We start from the raw sequence: 16,935 nt of genomic DNA on the forward strand, positions 1-16,935 counted from the left end.
CCTTCGGGCTCGGTGCGGACCGTTACGGGTTGATCTTGCGGAGCATCGCGCGCGCGGCCAGGCCGCCCGCGTCGATCTCGACACTCAGCTCCTGCGTCCCCGGCGGCTCGCTGGCCACGACCTGCTCCAGGACGGTCAGGGCGTCCAGGTCCTGCTGGACCACTTCCTGGTTCATCGTCAGCAGCGCCTGGCTCACGGAGTCGTCGTCCAGCGCGAAGTCACGGACCACGGCCCAGAAGTCCCACGTGCTGTTCTCGGTCTCCGGCGTGAGCCCGTGCAGGATCTTCACGTGGGCGCCGCCCTCGTCCCCGTTCGGGCCGACCGGTGTGCCCTGCGGTGCGACCCGCACGTTGTTCACCCAGAACGCGGGCGGCTGGAACGCCACGTCCTGCCAGCGGTCGATCGGCGTGGTGTAGCCGGTGGTCTTCTCGTAGAAGGGCGGGCACGCCACGGCTTCCATGTGGCGCGAGAAGGTGACCCGGTTGCGCGCGTCGTCGACATGGGTGGTGAACGGCGTGCGGGCGATCTCCGGCGTGCCGATCAGACCCGCATGCAGGTACGTCTCGTGGGACAGGTCCATGAGGTTGTCCATCAGCAGGCCGTACCGGAACGGCGAGTACGCCATGTCCTCCACCGAGGCCCACTCGGGGTCGTCCAGCCAGTGCGCGTCCGGCACCAGGGCCGGATCGGCCTCGCTCTGGTCGCCGATCCAGATCCAGATCCACTTGTCCCGCTCCACCACCTGGTAGCTCGGCACCCGCGCGGTGCGCGGCACACGGTCCTGACCGGGCACGAAGGTGCAGGCCCCGGAGCAGTCGAAGACGAAGCCGTGGTAGCCGCACTCGATGGAATCGTCCTGGAGCCGGCCGAGCGACAGCGGGTAGCGGCGGTGCACACAGCGGTCCGCCAGGGCCACGGGCCGGCCGTCGCGGCTGCGGTAGAACACGATCGGTTCGCCGCAGATCGTCCGGCTGAGAAGCTTCCTGCCCACTTCCCTGCTCCATGCAGCGACATACCAATAGTTCTGCGGAAAAGCACTCATTGAGCTCTCCTGTAGATATCAGTGGGCGTCGCGCGCAAGTCGTCATTGAATCGACGGCCGAAAAAGTCCGTTCACAAGAAGCGGACGCATTACTGTGACCCGCCCATTGCCGAAGGGGGTGCGGGTTGGCGCAGCGCGATTCGACAGGGCTCAACGATACGTTCGCCGAACGCCGTGTCAATCACGTCCCGGCGCGCAACTTGTCCTCACCGATGGCTACTTGACATGCCCGAACCTTTCCGACTTCGATGTGGCGAGTCCCGTCGATCAGGCCTTCTGCCGCAGTTCTGGGACGATCTCCCATCCATCCGTCGGAGCGGCACGGCCGGGATGCGCCAGGGTGGTTGCGTCCGGCGTGAGAGGAATCTCCATGGAAGTGGTCCACCATTCCCCGGGAAAAAGTCTGCGGCTGAGCCGCCTCATCAATCCGGTGTCCGGCCGGACCTTCGTGGTGCCCCTTGACCACTCGGTCGCCGATGGCCCGATCGCCTCGGCCCCGGCCGTCCGCGACATCGCCCTCGCGGTGTCGCGCAACGGCGGGGACGCCCTGCTGGTCCACAAGGGCCGCATGCGGTTCCTGCCGGCGGACGTACTGCGCGGCACCGCGCTGGTGCTCCATCTGAACGGCATCACGCGGCACGCCCCCGACGCCAACGCCAAGGTGCGGCTCGCCGAGGTCGAGGAAGCCCTCGAACTGGGGGCCGACGCGGTCAGCATCCACATCAACATGGGCTCCGACACCGAGGCGGAGCAACTGGGCGACCTGGCCAGGGCGGCCGACGGCTGCGCCCGCTGGGGCCTGCCGCTCATCGCCATGGTCTATCCGCGCGGACCGCGGATGAGCGACCCGACCGACCCCGACCTCGTGGCGCACGCCGCGAACCTCGCCGCCGACCTCGGCGCCGACATCGCGAAGGTGCCCTACACCGGCTCGCCCGTCACCATGGCCGAGGTGGTGCGCAGCTGCCCGATCGGCATCATCACCGCGGGCGGCGCGCCGGTGGGCGGACGGCAGCTGACCCGGACCGTCGGCGACGTCGTGGCCTCCGGCGCGCTCGGCGTGGCCATGGGCCGCAACGTCTGGGCCTCGCACGACGTGGCGGGCACCGTGCGCATGGTCGCCGACGCCCTGCATCTGCCCGCCGTCGCCTCCACCGCCGGCGGCCTCACCGCCCGTGCCTCCTCCCACCCCGACCACGAGCTCGCGGCGGTCCATCCCGCACCCGCCCAGACCTGACCCGCACACCCATGAGGAGTTCGCAGTGAAGCTCACCTGGATCGACGTCCGCGGGCTGAAGGACCTCACCGCCCCCGTCATCGAGGAGGCCGTGCACGTCGGCATCGACGGGTTCGTCTCCGACGACCCGGAACTGCTGGCCACGATTCCGCCGAACAAGAGCAAGGTCGGTCTCGTACTGCCGGGCACCCCGCAGCCCGCGGCCGTGAAACTGGCGGAGATCGCCGACATCCTGGTGGTCGACCACGCCCTGGCCGGCAAGTACGAGCCCGCGTCGCCCGGCGCGGAAAAAGGCGTCTTCGTCACGGTCACCGGTGAGGAGTCGCTGAACGTCGCCTGCACGGTCGCGTCCACGGCGGCCTGGACGCTGGTGGAGTTCCAGCAGGACCCCAGCAAGATCCCGCTGGAGATCCTGCTGGGCGCCACGGACAAGGCCGAGGGCAAGCTGATCACGGTGGTCTCCGACCTGGAGGACGCCGAGATCACGCTCACCGTCCTCGAACGCGGCCCCGAGGGCGTCCTGCTGCGGCCCGACGCGGTGGGCCAGGCGACCACGCTCACCGAGATCTGCCAGGAGGGCACCGAGCAGCTGAAGCTGGAGGAGCTGACGGTGACCAGGCTCGCCCACGTGGGCCTGGGCGACCGGGTGTGCGTCGACACCTGCTCCCACTTCAAGCAGAACGAGGGCATCCTGGTCGGCTCGCACGCCACGGGCATGATCCTCGTCAGCAGCGAGACGCACCCGCTGCCGTACATGCCGACCCGCCCGTTCCGGGTGAACGCGGCCGCCCTGCACTCCTACAGCCTCACGCCGGCGAACCGGACGCGCTACCTCGCCGAACTGCGCTCCGGATCCGAGTTGCTGGCCGTCGACACCGAGGGCAACACACGGCGCGTCGTGGTCGGCCGCATCAAGATGGAGAGCCGCCCGATGCTCCTGATCGAGGCGGAATCACCCTCCGGCGGCAAGGTGAACGTGATCGCCCAGGACGACTGGCACGTGCGGGTGCTCGGCCCCGGCGGCAGCGTCCACAACATCACCGAGCTGAAACCGGGGGACGTCATCCTCGGCTACGCGCTCACCGACCAGCGGCATGTCGGCTACCCGATCCGGGAGTTCCTGCACGAGCAGTGATCCCGCGTCTCCCCCCGGCCCCCACGACCGCACCCGGTCGTGGGGGCCGGCACCTTTGCCCCACGCGCGACCCCGACGGCGCGTGCCGCGCTCACTCCACCAGCAGCGCCAGGGCGTCCTTCGTCGACTCGTCGGCCGGGAACCGGGCCAGCAGGTGGATGCGGGGGTCGTCCGCGGCGATCAGCTTGGACTGCCGCAGCGTCAGCCGGCCCGCCCTCGGATGCGTGAAGTGCTTGTGCACGGTCCGGTAGTCGGCCACCTCGTGCCGCTGCCAGAAGCGGCCGAAGTCGGGTGCGCCGGCCAGCAGGTCGGCGACGACCGCCGCGAACCGCGGGTCACCGGGCTCCTCGTCGGCACGCATGCGGAACTGGGCCAGGACCTGGCCGGCCTGGGCCTCCCAGTGCGTCATCAGCGAGCGCGCGGGCGGCCAGCCGAAGATGACCCAGAGCATGTTGCGGCGCTCGACGGGCAGTGCGTCGAAGTCCGTGAAGAGACCGGCCTCGGCCCGGTTCCAGGCCAGGACGTCCCAGTGCTGGTCGAGGAGCACCGCCGGGTTGGGTTCCAGCGCCCGCAGCATGGCGTCGAGCTGCTCGTCGGAGCCGGGACAGCCGTGCGGATCCCCCAGAGCCGGAGGCAGCTCGTCACACAGCCGGTACAGGTGCCGGATCTCCGGCGCGGACAGCCTGAGGGACCGCGAGAGAGACGCAAGAACCTGGCGGGACACCTTGATGTCGCGGCCCTGCTCCAGCCACGTGTACCAGCTGAGACTCACCCCCGAGAGCGCGGCCACCTCCTCGCGGCGCAGCCCCGGAGTGCGGCGGCGCGACGAGTCGGAGATCCCCACGTCGTCGGGGGAGAGGCGTTCGCGCCGGGAGCGCAGGAAGGCCCCGAGCGTACGGCGGCCGGAATCGCTGGAAGGTGTCGTGGCTGCCATCGGCGCAACCCTAACAGCCGGGCGTCACCCGCCCCGGTGGCGCGAGGCCACCGCACGGCGGCCTCGGCGCAGGTGTTCAACTGCCCCCCGGCGAGCACTTGAACACGCGCCGGGGACGGGCGGGCGCACGACGGTCCGGACGCCGCCCCACCGACCGCCCTGCCCGCGGGCAGGAACGAGAAAGGACACGACTGCCGCCGCAGCACATCACCTCAGCGGAATGGGATGACATTGAGCTGCGGCTCACGCACTGGTAATTTTCGCGTACGTCTTTCCGTGGAGAAGAGACGGGAACATGCCCGGAAAGCCAGGAGACGTTCATCCGGTGACTCCCTCTCGCTGCATATGATTCGGGCCGGGCGAGCGAGCGAACCCCGAATCCATCGATCTTTCCGTCGCGTCTGCATGCGTTCGTGAGAGCGAATCCCCGGGACGCTGCCCCGATACCAGGACGCGACGGCGCTTCCTCTTCTTCTTGCTGGTGCAGATCATTCCTGCGCGGAGGCTGCCGCCCTACGGGGGGAGCCGGCCGGAAAACCGCCGGAACCGTACTCCAGGAGGCGAATCACCCATGGCGACCGCTGGGGCGACCCTGCGCATACAGCTCCTGGGACCGGTGCGCGCGTGGCGCAACGGGACGGAGGTGGCGCTGGGCCCGCCCAAACAGCGGGCCGTCCTCGCCCTGCTCGCGAGCCGCGCCGGTGACGTCGTGGGTGTCGAGAACGTCGCGGACGCCGTATGGGGCAGTGTCCTGCCGCGAACGGCCTCGAACGGCGTGCACACATACGTCGCCGGCCTGCGCCGCGCGCTGGAGCCCGGCCGCGGCCGGAGAGCCGCCGGCGCGGTGCTCAGCTCTCAGTCCGGCGGCTACTGCTTGCGGACGGACCCCGCGGACGTGGACGCCACCTGCTTCGTCCAGCACCTCGGCGAAGCGCGCAGGTCACGGGGCAAGGTCCCCGCCGAGACCACCCTGCGGTGGTACGAGAAGGCCCTGTCGCTCTGGCAGGGCGAGGCGCTCCACTCGGTTCCCGGGCCCTTCGCCGTGCTGGAACGCGACCGGCTGCGGGACCTGCGGCTGACGGCCGTCGAGGAATGGGCCGCCGCCATGCTGGCGGTGGGCCGGCACGCCGAGCTGGTCACCGAACTGACCGGCGCGGTGGCCGAGGAGCCGCTGCGCGAGAAGCTGCGCTGGCTCCTGATCGCAGCGCTGTACCGAGGAGGCCGGCAGGCCCACGCCCTGCGGGTGTACGAGGAGACCCGGGAGCTGCTGCGCCGGGACCTGGGCATCGAGCCGGGAGCCGACCTGCGCCACCTCTACCAGCAGATCCTGTCCGGACGCCCGGAGCCCGGCGCGGACACCGGCCCCCTGCTGCTCACCAGCCGCCGGGCGACGCCCCAGGGCACGCCCAGGCCGGCCCAGCTCCCGCCCCTGGCCCGGGGTTTTTTGGGCAGGACCGCAGAACTGGCCTGGCTCGAGAACCTGGTCACCGGCGAGAGCGGCGGCGGCACGACACCCGTGGCGGTGGTCGACGGACCGGCCGGCGTGGGCAAGTCCGCGTTTGTCCTGCGGCTGGCGCACCGGCTCGCCGGCCACTTCCCCGACGGCCAGTTGTACGTGGACCTGCGCGGCACCGGACCGGAGGGCCGCACGGTCAGCGCCGCGGACGCCCTGGAGCAACTGCTGGGCGGCCTGGGCGTGGACGGCACACGGATACCGCCGGACCCGGCCGCCCGGGCCGCCCTGTACCGCAGCCTGCTGCACGGCCGGAAGATGCTGGTGGTGCTCGACGACGCGTACAGCCCCGGCCAGCTGCGCCCGTTGATACCCCAGGGCCCCTCCTGCGTCCTGGCCACGAGCCGGCAGCGCCTCAGCGGGCTCGCCGCGCGCGACGGGGCGCACCTGGTCACGATCGGCCCGCTGGCCGACGAGGAGTCGGCACGACTCCTGACCGACCTCAGCGGGGGCCGGCTCCACGGGCAGGGCCCGGCCACCGCCGGCCTGGTGGCCCGGTGCGGCGGGCTGCCGCTGGCGTTGCGCATCGTCGCGGAGCGCCTCGCCGCCAACCCCGGTGTGCCACTGAACGCACTGATCGAGCCCTACGCGGCCGGGCGCGGCCGGCTCGACTGGCTCACGGTGAAGGGTGACGCGGCGGCCAGCATGCGCGGCGCCTTCGACGCGTCGTACCAGGCGCTGCCCGCGGACGCGGCGCGGATGTTCCGTCACCTGGGCCTGTACGACGGACCGGTGACCGAGGAGATCGCCGCGACACTCGCGGGGACGGACCGGGCCACCGCCCGCCGGCTCCTCTCGGTCCTGTCCGCCCACCATCTGCTGGAGGAGGGGCCGGGCCACCGGTACCGCTTCCACACCCTCATGGGCATCTACGCCGCCGAGTGCGCGGAGCACGAGCCGCCGGCCCGCCGCCAGGAGGCCCTCGACCGGCTGAGCTGGCTGCCGCCGCCCGAGCCGTCACGTCCCGGCCCCGCCGGCACATCGACGACCAGGGCCGAACCCGGCACGGTCACACTCGGGGAGAGCCGTCCCGAGGGGCCGGGAACCCGGACCTGCCGGATGCCCGGCCAGCGGCGCACACTGAGCGGCCGGCCGGGGCGGTGACGGCCGGGACGCGCGCACGGCCCGCGCCGTCTTGTCCGGGCACGCCCCGCCGGGGCCGTCCCCGGACCGGTCACCGGCGGACGCGGCCCCACGGCGCCGGCCGAACGGCAGCCCTCGGCAGCAGGACTCCGCACGACGCACCGGACCAGCCGCCCGCCGGCCACCCGGCCGCAACTCCTCGGCCGGACACCTCGCCCACGGGGCCGTGTCCGGCGAACCCACACGCCGCCCCCGGCCCGCCCCGGACCGCCGGCCACCTCACGGAGGAACCCATGGACCCCAGGCACGGCCTCGGACCCCAACGCGCCTCCACCACCAGACTGTTCGTCCCGGTGCACAGGCGCAGGCACGTCCACCTCATCAGGCTCTTCCGGACTCCGCCGGGCGGCCGCACCGTCGTCGGCTTCACCTCGCGGGCCCGGCTGGCCATCGAACTGGGCGACGACCAGGCCTGCGTCGAACTCGCCGAGCCGATACTGCGGGCGCTGGCCGAACCGCTGGGAGTGACCCGCCTGACCGTCGATCCGCACCTGGTGGCGGCGCCGGTTTCGAGGGAGACCGTCCTGTCCTTCTCCCCGGACCGGCTGCCACGGGAAGCCCAGGCAGTGCCCCGCCAGGCAGCGGTCGCTCCCGTGGCGCACGGCGCGCGGAGCGAGGTCAGTCCACGGCGTCGCGCATCCGGCCCAGGATCTCCCGCAGAAGAGTGGCAGACGTACCGAAGTTGAGCCGGACGAAGCCCTCGCCGCCAGGTCCGAAGGAGCGGCCGTCGTTCAGCAGAACCCGGGCCTTCTCCAGGAAGAACGTGGCCGGGTCGGTGGGGAGATCCAGCGACCGGCAGTCCAGCCAGGCCAGGAAGGAGCCCTCCGGGACGGTGTACCCGATGCCGTCGGGCAGCTCCGCCCGCACCAGCTCCGCGTTCCGCTCCAGCACCCGCCGCAGCTGCGCCAGCCAGGAATCGCCCTCCCGCCAGGCCGCCAGGGTGGCGGCCACACCGAAGGTGTTGGGCTCTCCGTACAGATGGGTGGGGGACGCCAGCGCCGCGCGCACCTCGGCCGCACCGACATGGGCGACGGCGCAGCGCACCCCCGGCACGTTGAACGCCTTGGTCGCCGAGGTCAACGTCACCGTCCGCGCCGCCACCTCGGGCGAGAGGGAGGCGAAGGGGACGTGCCGGTGAGAGCGGTGCACGAGGTCGGCGTGGATCTCGTCGGAAATCACCAGCAGGTCGTGCCGGCAGGCGAGTTCGGCCAGCGTCTCCAGCTCGTCCCGGCGCAGCACACGCCCTGTCGGATTGTGCGGATTGACCAGCAGCAGCACCCGGCAGCCGCCGTCGGCCAGCTCGCCCTCGAGCCGGCCGGCGTCGAAGACCCATGCTCCGTCGCGCCGGACGTACGGGACGGGGCGCAGGCGCCGCTCCATGCCGGTCACCGTGGCCAGGAAGGGCGGATACGCCGGGGTGTGCACGGCGACGCCGTCGCCCGGCCGGGTGGCGACCGCCAGAACGGCCTGGAGGCCCTGGTTGATGTCGGTGAACTCCCGTACATGACCGGGGTCGAGCACCCAGCCGTGGCACTCGCGCATGCGCTCGGCGAACGCCGTCCGCAGCGGGATCTCCTCGGGGCGCCCGTCCCACGCGGGATACCCCAGGTCCTCCTGCACACACCGCAGGAGCGCCTCCCGTACGGCAGGGGCCGGCGGGAAATCCATCTCCGCGATCCACGCCGCGAGCACACCTGGTGCGGCCCGGTTCCACTTCACGCCCGGGCGGCGGGTCAACGATGAGAGCTCGACGTCCTCGAACACGGCCTTCTCTTTTCCTGTCCGCAATCGTCCCTCCAGCCGTTCCCGGACCGTCACCGACGAACTCCTGGAATGACGCCCGTCAAGTTCCGGATCAACATATCCCGGCAGCCCCCGGCTCCCGCCACTTCGAGAGGGGGAGCGCTGATGCTATGAGTTTTTGTCTCCTGGCTCTCCTCACGCGCCCGTCCGAGGCTGGAGCGACCAGCATTCGCGCTTCGCAGAGAGGCCCCCAGATGTCCCAGGACACCCGGCTCGGCAAGGCCGGTCCCGAACCGCCACGGAGCGTGCAGGCCGGCTCGACACCGCGTCCGCCGGAGGCCGGGCGTGTGCCGCCGGTCCTCAGAGTGGCCTGTTTCCTCAGCAACTTCGACCGGTTCGCGATCACCCCCCTGCTGGTGGCCGTCGCCGCCGGATTCGACGTACGACTCGACGAGGTCGTGCTGGTCGCGAGCGGCTACTTCTTCGCCTACGGGTGCGTCCAGCCGGTGTGGGGCATGCTGTCCGACCGGTACGGGCGCATGCGCGTCATCCGTTTCTCGCTCGCCGCCGCAGCGGTGTGCGGGCTGGCTTCCGCGGCCGCCCCGACGCTGACCGTGCTGGTGGTCCTGCGGATCGCCACCGGGGCCTTCTTCGGGGCCGTCGTACCCACCTCCCTGACGTATGTCGGGGACACCGTCTCCCCCGCGGTGCGCCAGCGAGCCCTGTCGGATCTGCAGGTGGCTCTCGCCATCGGCACCGCGGCCGCCACCCTGGTCGCCGGCGGGGTGTCCGAACTGCTCAGCTGGCGCGCGATGCTCGCCCTCTCCGCGGTGCTGGCGGCGGTCACGGTGTTCGCCACGCGCGGCCTGACGGAGTCCCAGTCCGCGACCACCCTGCGCCGCCCCACCGAGCAGCTCGGCTCGGTGCTGCGGCTGAGGTGGTCCTGGGTGGTCATGGGCTTCGGCCTCGTCGAGGGAGCGGTGCTGCTCGGCTGCTTCACCTTCCTCGCCCCGGCGCTCCAGGACCATGGGGTCGGCACGATGGGCGCGGGCGGGGTGACCGCCCTCTACGGCGCCGGCACCCTGGCCTTCTCACGGCTGCTCAAGCTGGTGGCGACGCGCCCGCCATGGACGCTGCTGGCCGCGGGCGGCGTGATGATGGCGGGGGGCTTCCTGACCGCGTCCCTGAGCCTGTCCGTGGCGGGCATCGGGGCGGCCGCGATCCTCCTGGGAGGCGGCTGGTCCTTCTTCCACTCCTCACTGCAGACCTGGGCCACCACCTTGGTGCCCGCGGCCCGCGGCACCGCCGTCGCACTGTTCGTGTCCGCCCTGTTCGTCGGCAGCTCGATCGGCTCGGGACTCGGCGGCCCGCTCACCGAGCACGGCCACTACCAGGAGCTGTTCGCCCTCGCGGCCGTCACCGCGGTGCCCCTGACCGTGCTCGCCGCCTGGCTGCGCACCCGGTACACCCCTACCGACTCCTGAGCTCGGCGGGGGCCGGCACACCGGACCCCAGGGCGTCGTCCTTCCCCCGGGGACGGCGCCCTGGCCCCCGGCGGGCGAGCAGCCCGTACATGAGCGCCGGCAACGCCAGGCCGACGATCCACGAGACGTCGGCGCCGCCGAGCCGGGCGACCAGCGGTCCGGTGTACAGCTCGGTGGACAGGAACGGCAGCTGGACGAGGATGCCGGCCGCGTAGGTCGTCAGCGCCCGCACGTTCCAGGCGCCGTAGCGGCCGCCGGGGTCGGCCAGCGCCTCGATGTCGTACCCCTCCTTGGACAGCAGATAGAAATCGACCAGATTGATCGCGCTCCACGGGGTGAAGAAAGTCAGAAGACACAGCAGAAAGGTCGAGAAGGACTCCAGGAAGTTCCCCCGGCCGAGCAGTGCGAGCGTTGTTCCCGCGAGCATGATGCCGCCGACGTAAAGACTTCGGGCAAGAGGACCCACCGGACGGATCCGCCGGAATCCGCTGACCCCGGTGACGATGGACATGAAACCGCCGTAGGTGTTCAGTACATTGACGGTCAACTTCCCGAAGGCGATGGCGAAATACAGCAACAGCGTGATGGCCGCCGAGCCCCCCATGCCGACGATGTTCCCGACCTCGTCGCCCTCCCCGCCGCCGTGCCAGGCCGCCGCGAGCGCCCCGAAACCCATCGACCACTGCGCGCCGAGCACACTGCCGCCCATCGTCGCCCCGAACACCGCGCCCGGCCGGGTGTCGCGCGGCAGATAGCGGGAGGAGTCCGCGACGTACGGGCCGAACCCCAGCTGCCACGAGGCGGAGAGGGACATCGCGAGCAGGAAGAGCGGTGCCGAGAAGTGGTGCTCCCCGAGGATCACTCCCAGCGGCGCGCTCCGCACCAGCTGAACGCCCAGGTAGACAAAGGCGAGGGCGCCGACCGCCGCCGCGAGCCTGCCGACTCGGTGGATCAGCCGGTAGCCGACCGCGGCCGTCACCGCGGTGGCGAGCGCGAAGACCACGATCCCGGCGGTCTCACCCGTGTGCGCGAGATGCCCCACGGCCTGCCCGGCGAGCACACTGCCGCTCGCGAAGAATCCGATGTACATCACGATCGAGCAGACCAGCGGGACCGCCGCCCCCCGCACCCCGAACTGGGCCCGGGAGGAGATCATTTGCGGCAGTCCGAGCCGCGGGCCCTGCGCGGCGTGCAGGGCCATGACCGCTCCGCCCAGAAGATTCCCGGCCAGAAGCGCCACCACGGACCACAGCGCGTCGAGCCCGAACACCACAGCGAGCGATCCGGTGACCACCGCGCTGATTTGCAGATTGGCGGCGAACCACAGAGCGAACAGACTGGAAGGTCTGCCGTGCCGCTCGCCGGCCGGGACGAAATCGATGGAATGCCGTTCGACGAGTCCACCCCGGGCCCTTACGCATCTGTCCTTCGGCATGAAAACTCCGCGGAAGAATTCGGTGAACAAGGGCCCCATGGTGGCCATGCCCGCTGAGTAAGTGTCAAGTGCACACAGAACGAAGGCCATTGCCGTCGCCATTGCCGAAAGCCTCGCCGGCACCCCGGGGTGGCCGACGATGCGGGCGGGTGAGTCCGGCGGCGATCGGCCGCGAGAAGCCGCGGAGCCGGAGGGGCTCCGCGGAAGCGGCCCGGCCGGCCGAGGCGGGGGAGCGCGGGCCGGGCCGTCCGGACGAATGGCCGGTACGTCGCTTGTGCGCCGTTCCCCGTGCGGCAGCCGGTGCGGCGCCCCGGATGGCGCGGCACCCCATCACTCCACCCGACGTGCCATCACCAGATGCCTGGTCAAAGGACTGTTAACCGCTCACGCGGTTGCCTCCCCGCGCCGTCGCGCGGTGCGCGGCCCTGCAGTACACCCAGAACAAGTCGGGACAGTCGGTTTAGTTTCTTGGTAGCGTCAGTGTCCCGAACCTTGAACCGACGATGCCTGAGGAGGCGTTGATGCTCGACGCGTCAACGGCAGACGGGGTCAGGCCGCCAGCGCCGGACACGTCTCAGCAGTCAGTCTCGGAACTGATCCCCATCAGCTCATTGGTGGCGTGCGACTCACCGCGAACGGCCGGGGGGAGCGCGGCGCACGCCGAGATGCTGGCCGAAGCGCCGACCCCGCTGCCGCCCATCGTCGTACACCGGCCGACCATGCGGATCATCGACGGCATGCACCGGGTGCAGGCGGCCGTGCTGCGGGGAGAGGACCGCGTCGAGGTTCGGTTCGTGGACGGCACGGCCGACGACGCCTTCGTGCTGGCCGTCCGGCTCAACGCCGAACACGGCATGCCGCTGTCGCGCCGGGACCGGGTCGCGGCGGCCGAGCGCATCATCAGCAGCCACGGCCGGTGGTCGGACCGGCGTATCGCCGAAGTGACAGGTCTTTCGCCGGTCACGGTCTCCGCGCTGCGCAGGAGGACGACCGCCGACAGCGACCAGGTGGAGGCACGGACCGGACGCGACGGGCGTTCGAGGCCGGTCGACAGCGCGGTCGGCCGGCGCCGCGCCGTCCAGGTCATCGCGGCCCGCCCGGACGCGTCGTTGCGTGAGATCGCGCAGGAGGCGGGGATAGCCCCGGCGACGGCCAGGGATGTCCGCCGGCGCATCCGTGAGGGCAAGGACCCGGTTCCGGCCAAGCTCCGCGGCACCGCGCAGGACAGCGGGGAGGCGGCCGGGAGCGGGGCGCGCAACCGGGTCCTCGCGGAGACGGCCGGCCATGGCCCGCGCATACGGTCGGAGCCCGTCGTGGTCGCGGGACCCAGCCGGTTCGCGAACCTGCGCAAGGACCCCTCATTGCGCTTCTCCGAGGCGGGCCGGGCGCTGCTGCAACTCCTCGCGGCGGCCAACGAGCTCGATGACGAGCGGTGGAGGTGGCTGATGAGCGCGGTGCCGGCCCACCGGCACGCCGACATCGCCCGGGCCGCCAGGCTGTGCGGCGAGCGTTGGCTGACCTTCGCCGAAGAGCTGGAACGCGGCAGCGGTATGCGTGCCAGCCGTGCCGTTTGAGCGAGCCGGCCGGGCATCGTCCCCGGCCGGCGATCCTCAATTCATACCGCTTCAGCGGTTTCCAAAATCGTTCGCCGGCGATCCGGCTCGACCGTCGGCGGACCCACGGCAACGCCGCGTCCGCCGGCCCCCGACAACGGGCGGTCCGGTCCGCGGACCCGTTTCCACCGCTCCGAAGCCGTCATCCACCTCGCGGTGATCGACCTCGCGACCCGCGGGCTCACCCGCACTTCGAGTACGCCGGAGGAGGAACGCGCTCCCCGAACACATCACCGGCGCACGGCGCGCCACCGCACATCCCCTCACATCGACCACGCCGACGCCCGGGGCGGCCGGAAGCGGCCGGCGCGGCCGGGGTGCGATCAAGACGGACGAGGGGTGCGATGGATACCCGGAGCCGTGCCGCGCCTCCCCCCCCCGGGGGACCGCCGGCTCCGCGACCCGGGCGCTGCCGTGCCGACCGCGGCAGTCCCCACCAGGCCGAACCGAAGAGCGGCGGTGACCCTCATGACCGCGCACACCGCAGCCGTGGCCCGACGCACCGGCCCGCGCTGCCGACGCACCGGCCCGCGCTGCCGACGCACCGGCCCGCGCTGCCGGGGCGCCGCACTCTACGCCGGCCTCGCCCTCCTCTTCGTCTTCGCCCCCGCGGCCCAGGACTGGCCGGTCGGCTCCGTGGCGTCCGCCGAGCGCTGCAGCCCGGGCTGGGTGTGCGGTTGGACCGGCCCCTCGTACACAGGTGTGGTGAGCCTCGCGGCGCAGGACATGCCGTACTACCCCGAGACGACCGCCTACGTCGGCTTCAACAACGCGGCGTCGGTGTGGAACGGCGCCGGGACATCGCGCGTCGGCGGCGAGCCCCGGGGCCGATGCGTCACCGTGTACAACGGCACCGCCTACAAGGGACGCGCCCTGACCATCGCCCCCGGCCAGGGCATTGCCCAACTGCCCGCATCCTTCGGCCACATCCACTCCAGCCGCTTCCACCCCTGCCGACTGCCCTGACCTGCGGGCCCGGGCCCGGGTGGACGAAGGCGTCGGGGCCGCGCCACCGCCCTCCGTCCCAGCCCTTGCTTCATCTATCGAAACTCGATAGCTTTCCATCGCATCTCGATGGAAAGTTGGGTCATGGGAAAGCTGACCGTGCGTGCGCTGCGCGCCGTGCTCGTGGCGGTACTCGCCGGCACCGCATTCGTGCAGGCAGCAATGGTGTGGACATTGGCCGGCGGGAACGACCCGGAGGACGGGTCGCTCCCGCTGACCCCGCTGCGCGTGATCACGATCCTGGGCATGGTGTCGGCCCAGGTCGCCCTGGTCTGCGTGTGGCGGCTGGTGACGATGGTGCGACGCGGCACCGTGTTCTCCCGCGCCGCCTTCCGGTACGTGGACAGGATGATCGGCGCGATCGTGGCGGCCGCCCTCCTGTGGTTCGCGGTCACGGCCGTCAATGCGCCCGGCCAGCGGGACGACCCGGGCGTCACCGTCATCATGGGCGGGGTGGGCGTGGCCATCCTGGGGGTCGCGCTCATCGTGCTCGTGCTGCGGACGCTGCTCGCCCAGGCGGTCGCGCGCGACGTCGAAGCGTCGCAGATGCGGGCCGAGTTGGACGAGGTGATCTGATGCCCATCGTCGTCGACATCGACGTGATGCTGGCCAGGCGGAAGATGTCCGTGGGCGAGCTCGCGGAACGCGTCGGGATCACGCCCGCCAACCTGGCGGTCCTCAAGAACGGCCGTGCCAAGGCGGTGCGCTTCGCGACGCTCGCCGCGCTCTGCGAGGTCCTCAAGTGCCAGCCGGGCGACCTGCTGCGCTGGGAGGCCGAGGACGCCGCAGCCGGATGACGTGCCCCAGACCGGTACCCGGCCACATGGGGCGTCGCCGGGCCTCCGGCAGCAACTCCTCGTGGCCGCCGGCGGCAAGGACGACACGACCGGGGAAGGTCCAACAGCGCCTTGCAGCGCTGGCGATGTACGGCAAGACCACCGAGTCCTGCCAAGCGGCCGTCCCACCCGCGCATCCACCCTGATGCAGGCGGGACTTGTGGGGACGCGACCTAGTCGTGGACGGTGGCGCGGGCAGCGTCGGCGATGAGGTCGGCCACGGCGCCGGGGTGGGAGACGGCGACGTCATGGGCCGAGCCGACTTCGACCGTGTGCGCGGCGGCACGCTTGGCCATGAAGCGCTGGGCGGCCGGCGGGATGGCCTGGTCGTGCGTGGCGACGAGGTACCACGAGGGGATCGTCTTCCACGCCGCCGCCTGACTCTTGGCGGCAAGGCTGGACGCGTCGATGGGGCGCTGAGTCGCGGCCATGACCGCAGCGGTCGAAGCGGGCACGTCGGCGGCGAAGGCCTCCCGGAACTTGTCCGGCTTGATGTAGAGGTCGGTACCGGTGCTTCCGTCGGCGTTCGGGTAGGGCAACTGGTCGAGGGCGTCGGGGAGTTTGCTGCCGGGGAAGGCGCCCAGGATGTCGTTGGCGCTCTCTCCCTTGTCCGGGGCGATGGCGGCCGCGTACACGAGGGCCTTGACGTCGGCGTCACCTGCGGCGGCGTTGGTGATCACCTCACCGCCGTAGGAGTGCCCGACCAGAACGATGGGCCCGCGGATGCCGTGCAGCACGCTGGCGAGGTAGGCGGAGTCGCCGGGCAGCCCGCGCAGCGGGTTGGCGGGAGCGATGACGCGATAGCCGCGGTGCTGGAGGTCCTTGACGACGCCGCTCCAGCTGGAGGAGTCCGCGAAGGCGCCGTGCACCAGGACGACGGTGGGCTTGGCGGGGGCGTGCGAGGGACCGGGGGATGCGACTGCGAACGCCCCGGTGCTGATCGTTACGGCGACACCCGCAGCTATGGCCACGGCCGCAATCTTGCTGTTGCGACGGATTTCCATGAGATCACTTTCCGTGAAGTCCTCGATGTGACTGCCTCAGGACGCCAAGCATACACACAATTAAATTGTGCACAACTCAATTGCCCGCCTCTCACTGTGCGGCCGTCGCGCTGAGCAGGGGGTCCCCCAGTCGGAGGCGGCCGCTCCACCGGCAGACCAGCCGAGTGGCCGACGGAGCGCCGCAGGGCAGGGCGCGAGATTGGACGGCAGGACAGGGGCTTGACCCCAAGCACCCATCAGCAGCAGAGGAGGCAGTCATGTCCGTTCACCCCGGGTCCCTGCCGCGCGAGGAGGTGGTGGCCGGCACCGCGCGGGTCAAGCGCGGCATGGCGGAGCAGCTCAAGGGCGGCGTGATCATGGACGTCGTCACGCCGGAGCAGGCGAAGATCGCCGAGGACGCGGGCGCGGTCGCGGTCATGGCCCTGGAGCGGGTCCCGGCCGACATCCGCAAGGACGGCGGCGTGGCCCGTATGTCCGACCCGGACATGATCGAGGGCATCATCGACGCGGTCTCGATCCCGGTCATGGCCAAGTCCCGCATCGGTCACTTCGTCGAGGCCCAGGTGCTGCAGTCCCTCGGCGTCGACTACATCGACGAGTCGGAGGTCCTCACCCCGGCCGACGAGGTCAACCACTCCGACAAGTGGGCCTTCACGACCCCCTTCGTGTGTGGTGCGACCAACCTGGGCGAGGCCCTGCGCCGTATCGCCGAGGGCGCCGCGATGATCCGCTCCAAGGGCGAGGCCGGCACCGGCAACGTCGTCGAGGCCGTCCGCCACCTGCGCCAGATCAAGAACGAGATCGCCCGCCT

General features: G+C 71.5%; 15 protein-coding genes. 10 read left to right on the forward strand and 5 right to left on the reverse strand.

The features are described from left to right. Window positions 1-22: 22 nt before the first annotated feature. A complete protein-coding gene (locus FHS34_RS39390) occupies window positions 23-1,042 on the reverse strand; it encodes an aromatic ring-hydroxylating dioxygenase subunit alpha (RefSeq protein ID WP_184974909.1) in 1,020 nt (339 codons plus the stop codon). Window positions 1,043-1,412: 370 nt separating this feature from the next. Between FHS34_RS39390 and FHS34_RS39395 the strand changes: the two genes are divergently transcribed. Beyond that, a complete protein-coding gene (locus FHS34_RS39395; RefSeq protein ID WP_184974912.1) occupies window positions 1,413-2,279 on the forward strand; it encodes a 2-amino-3,7-dideoxy-D-threo-hept-6-ulosonate synthase in 867 nt (288 codons plus the stop codon). A gap of 25 nt (window positions 2,280-2,304) precedes the next feature. Beyond that, window positions 2,305-3,414, forward strand: a complete 1,110-nt coding sequence (locus FHS34_RS39400; RefSeq protein ID WP_308288338.1) for a 3-dehydroquinate synthase II family protein — start codon at window positions 2,305-2,307, stop codon at window positions 3,412-3,414. A gap of 91 nt (window positions 3,415-3,505) precedes the next feature. Here FHS34_RS39400 and FHS34_RS39405 read toward each other — a convergent pair whose 3' ends face one another. Further along, on the reverse strand, window positions 3,506-4,348 hold the full coding sequence (locus FHS34_RS39405) for a helix-turn-helix transcriptional regulator (protein WP_184974915.1): 843 nt from the start codon (window positions 4,346-4,348) through the stop codon (window positions 3,506-3,508). Window positions 4,349-4,919: 571 nt separating this feature from the next. Between FHS34_RS39405 and FHS34_RS39410 the strand changes: the two genes are divergently transcribed. After that, window positions 4,920-6,965, forward strand: coding sequence for an AfsR/SARP family transcriptional regulator (locus FHS34_RS39410; protein ID WP_184974918.1), 2,046 nt, complete (start codon window positions 4,920-4,922; stop codon window positions 6,963-6,965). A gap of 272 nt (window positions 6,966-7,237) precedes the next feature. Further along, window positions 7,238-7,690 carry an SAV_915 family protein gene (locus FHS34_RS39415; protein ID WP_184974960.1) on the forward strand — a complete coding sequence of 151 codons (453 nt, stop codon included), beginning with the start codon at window positions 7,238-7,240 and terminating at the stop codon, window positions 7,688-7,690. On the opposite strand, the gene FHS34_RS39420 is transcribed toward FHS34_RS39415, so the two are convergent. Then, window positions 7,623-8,768, reverse strand: a complete 1,146-nt coding sequence (locus tag FHS34_RS39420; protein WP_184974921.1) for a MalY/PatB family protein — start codon at window positions 8,766-8,768, stop codon at window positions 7,623-7,625. The two genes, FHS34_RS39415 and FHS34_RS39420, sit on opposite strands and share 68 nt — an antisense overlap. A gap of 233 nt (window positions 8,769-9,001) precedes the next feature. On the opposite strand from FHS34_RS39420, the gene FHS34_RS39425 reads away from it, so the two are divergent. Further along, complete coding sequence (locus FHS34_RS39425; RefSeq protein WP_184974924.1) at window positions 9,002-10,231, forward strand: MFS transporter; 1,230 nt, start codon at window positions 9,002-9,004, stop codon at window positions 10,229-10,231. Here the strand turns inward: FHS34_RS39425 and FHS34_RS39430 are convergent. Further along, the gene (locus FHS34_RS39430) at window positions 10,218-11,666 is read right to left on the reverse strand and encodes a purine-cytosine permease family protein (protein WP_184974928.1); all 1,449 of its coding nucleotides are present in this window, start codon (window positions 11,664-11,666) and stop codon (window positions 10,218-10,220) included. The genes FHS34_RS39425 and FHS34_RS39430 overlap by 14 nt on opposite strands. Before the next feature lie 665 nt (window positions 11,667-12,331). On the opposite strand from FHS34_RS39430, the gene FHS34_RS39435 reads away from it, so the two are divergent. The 4 genes from FHS34_RS39435 to FHS34_RS39450 all read left to right on the forward strand — a co-directional run bounded on the left by FHS34_RS39435 (window position 12,332) and on the right by FHS34_RS39450 (window position 15,081). Then, window positions 12,332-13,240 (forward strand): ParB/RepB/Spo0J family partition protein, encoded by a 909-nt coding sequence (locus tag FHS34_RS39435; RefSeq protein ID WP_225817906.1) that lies wholly within the window; start codon window positions 12,332-12,334, stop codon window positions 13,238-13,240. Window positions 13,241-13,747: 507 nt separating this feature from the next. Continuing rightward, on the forward strand, window positions 13,748-14,245 hold the full coding sequence (locus FHS34_RS39440; RefSeq protein WP_225817908.1) for a peptidase inhibitor family I36 protein: 498 nt from the start codon (window positions 13,748-13,750) through the stop codon (window positions 14,243-14,245). Window positions 14,246-14,368: 123 nt separating this feature from the next. Continuing rightward, window positions 14,369-14,860 (forward strand): DUF2975 domain-containing protein, encoded by a 492-nt coding sequence (locus tag FHS34_RS39445; RefSeq protein WP_184974938.1) that lies wholly within the window; start codon window positions 14,369-14,371, stop codon window positions 14,858-14,860. Continuing rightward, window positions 14,860-15,081, forward strand: a complete 222-nt coding sequence (locus FHS34_RS39450; protein WP_184974942.1) for a helix-turn-helix domain-containing protein — start codon at window positions 14,860-14,862, stop codon at window positions 15,079-15,081. The genes FHS34_RS39445 and FHS34_RS39450 overlap by 1 nt, the downstream gene beginning before the upstream one ends. 212 nt (window positions 15,082-15,293) lie before the next feature. On the opposite strand, the gene FHS34_RS39455 is transcribed toward FHS34_RS39450, so the two are convergent. Beyond that, a complete protein-coding gene (locus FHS34_RS39455; RefSeq protein ID WP_184974945.1) occupies window positions 15,294-16,124 on the reverse strand; it encodes an alpha/beta fold hydrolase in 831 nt (276 codons plus the stop codon). A 257-nt stretch (window positions 16,125-16,381) separates the two neighbouring features. Here FHS34_RS39455 and FHS34_RS39460 point away from each other — a divergent pair. Then, the coding region (locus tag FHS34_RS39460) for a beta/alpha barrel domain-containing protein (RefSeq protein WP_512700975.1) at window positions 16,382-16,935 on the forward strand (554 nt) is incomplete at its 3' end.

The organism is Streptomyces echinatus, assembly GCF_014203595.1.
Taxonomy (GTDB): Bacteria; Actinomycetota; Actinomycetes; order Streptomycetales; family Streptomycetaceae; genus Streptomyces; species Streptomyces echinatus.